Below are 3,858 nucleotides of genomic sequence, written 5' to 3'. Positions count from 1 at the left end.
GTAGGCGATGTCCATCTCGCCGGTGCGGAAACGGTTGAGGGCCGAGCCGGCATCGTCGATGGGATAGAAGGTGACCTTGTCCACGGCGACGCTGTCGGCGGCATGGAAATGGGAGTTCTTCTCCACCACGATGCGCGACTGCGGCTGCCACTCACTCAGGGTGAAGGCGCCGCTGGAAACGGTGTTGCCCGGCTGCACCCAGCCCGCGGCGTCGGCGATGGCATGTTCGGGAAGCGGCGCCGCTTCGGTCATCGCCAGCGCCTGCAGGAACCAGGCGGTGGGCTGGATCAATCGGATGCGCAGCGTATGCGAATCGACGGCTTCGACCCCGAGGGCATCGGCGCTCTTGTCACCGGCATTGATCGCTCGGGCGTTGACGATGGGGTAGTAGAGATTGGCGTTCTGGTTGGCGATCGCCGGATCGAGCACGCGACGCAGGGCGAAGACGGCGTCCTCGGCAGTTATCGGCTCGCCGTCGGACCACTCGGCGTCGCGCAGATGGAAGGTGTAGGTCTTGCCGTCGTCGCCGACTTCCCAACGATCGGCCAGCCCCGGGACCAGGCTGCCATCCTTGGCGTAGGTGACCAGGCCCTCGAACAGCGCGCGGGTGATGCGTGTCTCCCAGGTGCCGCTGGTCTTCTGCGGATCGAGGGTGCCCGGCTCGGCACCGTTGGCGATATTGACGCTGAAGGCCTGCGCCGGGAGGGCGAATGCCGCCAGCGTGATGCCGCCCAGCGTGGCAAGTAGATGGTGCGAGATCTTGCGGTAGGGTTTCGAAGTCATCTGGTAATGCGTCCCTTGGCCGCCGGTCGCTGCGAATCGATGACACGGCGGCATTGGTGATTCGAGTTGTCGTTTGTCAGTCCGACGCCAGCGAAAGCCAGCGCGACAGGTGCCGGTTGAGCGCGTTGTCCTCCCATCCCTCCAGCCCGGGGTTGACCAGGTTGCGCGAGACGTCGACGTAGATCGGTGCCACCGCGTAGTCGGAGAGTGCCTGCCGCTCCGCCTGCTGCAGCAGTTGCTGGCGGGCGGCGATGTCGGTCTCGCGGCTGGCTCTGGCCATCAGCTCGTCGAACGCCTGACTGCGATAGCCGCCGTAATTCTTGGGCGAGTCGCTCTGCAGGATACCGAGGAAGTTGCTGGCGTCGTCGAAGTCCGCGACCCAACTGCCGCGGCCGACGTCGAAGTTGCCGTTGGCGAGCTCGGCGTAGTGCACCGCGCCCTCGGCGTTGATCAGTTGCGTCTCGACCCCCAGCGGCTGCCACATCGCGGCCAGCGCCACGGCGATGCGCTTGTTGGCCTCGGTGGTGGAGTAGCGCAGGGTCAGTTCGAGCGGATGATCGGGGCCGTAGCCGGCGTCCGCGAGCAAGCTCCTGGCCTCGGCGACCCGCTCATCCATCGTCCGATCCAGACCTGGCATGGTCTGGGCGTCATAGTGGCTGACGCCACCGGGGACGAAGCCGCCGGCCGGGGAGACGACGCCGCCCATGATCTTGTCGGCGATGACGTCCCGGCGGATCGCCAGGTTGAGCGCTTCCCGGACGCGCTTGTCGGCGGTGGGGTGGCCATCGCGCTGGTTGAGCGCGAAGTAGTAGTTGGCCAGCTGCGGCGCGAGATGCACGGCGCCGGGCAGGTTCTCCTGCAGCCACTGATATCGATCCGGCGAGAAGTCGCGGACGATGTCGAGACCGCCGGCGCGGAAGCGTTGCAGGCCGGCGCTGCGATCCTCGACCGGATAGTAGTCGACGCCATCGAGGGCGACGTCGTCGGCGTCGTGGAATTCGGGATTCTTGCGCGCCGCGATGTGATCGTGAGAGGTCCAGCTTGTCGGGGTGAAGGCGCCGTTGGTGGCGATATGATCCATCTGGGTCCAGTCGTTACCGAATCGATCGACCAGATGGGAAGGCACCGGAGACGCGGCGATGTGCGCCAGCAGCGTCGGGAAGTAGGGCGTCGGCTGGTTCAGGGTGATCTTCAAGGTCTTGGCATCGACCGCTTCGACACCGAGTTCGGGGGCGTCCTGCTCGCCCTTGGTGTGCGCTTCGGCGCCGCGAATCGGATAGAACAGGCTGGCGTAGACGGCGCCGTTGGCCGGATCGAACAGCCGCTGGAAGGCAAGCACGAAGTCCTTGGCGACCACGGGTTCACCGTCCGACCAGTTGGCGTCGTCGCGCAGCTTGAAGGTGTAGACGGTGCCGTCGTCACTGATGTCCCAACCGCTGGCGGCGCCGGGGATGTACTCGCCGGCCGGGTCCAGCGTGACCAGGCCCTCGAACAGGTCGCCGAGGACGTCGTTCTCCCAGGTGGTACCCCCGATCCGGGCGGTATCCAGCGAGGCCGGTTCACCCTGGATGCCGATACTCAGCGTGGCGGCCCGGGCGGTGTCGACGGACAGGGCTGTCGCCAGGCTCACGGCCGCGAGCAGGGGAAGAACGAGCCTGGCGGTTCTTCGATGTGAGCCGTATCTGGGCTGTGTACGCATGATCGAGTCCATCCGTTGTTGAGCGTTTGTTATTGCCGGGGCTGCTGGCGCATTCGCCGGTTTTGGCGACCCCGTCTCGATCTTAAGTCTTCACGTTCCTGCGGGAATAGTTCCTGCGGGAATCGCCGTTCCCGGATCGCCCGGGTCGAGAAAGCGACGCACGGCGCAGAGCTGTGTTTCGTAGCGACTGCCAGAAAGCCGGCGACATTCGATTCGGGCGTTGTTGGTCGGCGCGTGGAGCATGCGGTCATCGCCGAGATAGAGCGCAACGTGGTCGACCACCAGCCGGCCTGCGTCGTCGGGCTTCTCGAAGAACAGCAGATCGCCCCCACGGCGCTCGTCCAGCGCGACCGGAAGCCCCGTCTCGACCTGGTCGTGGGCGTCCCGAGGCAGACGCATGCCGATGGCGGCGAACAGGCTGTGAACCAGTCCCGAGCAGTCGTAGCCGAAGCTCGAGTTGCCGGCCCACAGATTGCGCAGCCCGTCGAAGCGCCGACCCAGCGTTTCCAGCGTCGCGGCAGTCGCCGGCAGGCCCTCGCCCGGCAACTGGACGCTGTCGCGTGGCAGCCAGCCGCGTCCCAGCGATGTCTCCACCCAGACGCGGGACGCTCTCCGGTCAGCGACTTCCGGCACCGGGTCGGCCAGTTTCAGCCGAGTCAGAAAACTCAGTTTCAGCGATCGTTCCTGGGGTAGACCCTGCAGCCAGGCGATGGGAGCCATCACCACCACCGACTCGGCATCGGCCGGGCAGCCCTCTGCCTCGACGAGCTGCGCCGCCGGGATCCAGCCGGGGTAGCCGCGCTCGTCCAGCGAGGACCGCTGGCTCGGGACCACCACGCGACACCAGTCGTTGCCGTGGCCGTCACGATGGCGTTCGAGTATCCCGACCGGCGTGTCCAGCAGCACCTGGGTGGCGAGCCGCTTCTCCTTGCACAGCGCCAGGCGGGTCTCGTCGTCCAGTCGGGAGAGCCAGCGCTCAAGCAGCGCCGGGTTGCCCAGCGCCGGGGCGTCGATGGCCCGCGGCGCGTCGGGGGAGGTCCACAATCCCGCCACGGCGACGGCGACGCAGCTCATGTCGATGTCCCCTGATGACTCATGCCAGTGCTTCCGGAAGACCGCTCAAGTCGTTACTCGGTGAAGTGAACCCAACGTGACGGATGATCGTCCTCCACGTTGTCTTCCCAGCCTTCGAGCTTCGGGTTCACCAGGTTGCGGGTGACGTAGGTCAGCATGGGAATGAACGCGTAGTCGTCCAGCGCCACGTTCTCCGCTTTCTCGAGCAGCTTCTCGCGGGCATCCAGATCCAGCGTCTGGGCGGCCTGGTCCATCAGCTTGTCGTACTCGGGGTTGGAGTAGGCGCCGTAGTTATTGCCGAC

The 3,858-nt window shown here is 66.3% G+C and carries 3 protein-coding genes and 1 pseudogene; all 4 read right to left on the bottom strand.

The genetic code is table 11. The features are described 5' to 3' along the window. Nucleotides 1–783: peptide ABC transporter substrate-binding protein (locus AC3AYF_RS19055; protein ID WP_295039219.1), on the bottom strand; the 783-nt coding region annotated here is incomplete at its 3' end. Between the two features lie 76 nt (nucleotides 784–859). Continuing rightward, a complete protein-coding gene (locus AC3AYF_RS19050) occupies nucleotides 860–2,482 on the bottom strand; it encodes a peptide ABC transporter substrate-binding protein (protein WP_295039221.1) in 1,623 nt (540 codons plus the stop codon). Between the two features lie 90 nt (nucleotides 2,483–2,572). Further along, nucleotides 2,573–3,556 (bottom strand): C40 family peptidase, encoded by a 984-nt coding sequence (locus AC3AYF_RS19045; RefSeq protein ID WP_487780192.1) that lies wholly within the window; start codon nucleotides 3,554–3,556, stop codon nucleotides 2,573–2,575. Nucleotides 3,557–3,609: 53 nt separating this feature from the next. Next, nucleotides 3,610–3,858 (bottom strand): annotated as a pseudogene (locus AC3AYF_RS19040) (peptide ABC transporter substrate-binding protein); the annotation flags it as partial.

Source organism: Salinicola sp. (genome assembly GCF_982684285.1).
Note: the sequence above shows the minus strand (reverse complement) of the source record. Positions and strands in the feature narration are given on the sequence as shown.

Coding starts and splice junctions, on each gene's coding strand:
- AC3AYF_RS19050 (WP_295039221.1), bottom strand. CDS start 2,482: ATGCGTACACAGCCCAGATACGGCTCACATCGAAGAACCGCCAGGCTC.
- AC3AYF_RS19045 (WP_487780192.1), bottom strand. CDS start 3,556: ATGAGCTGCGTCGCCGTCGCCGTGGCGGGATTGTGGACCTCCCCCGAC.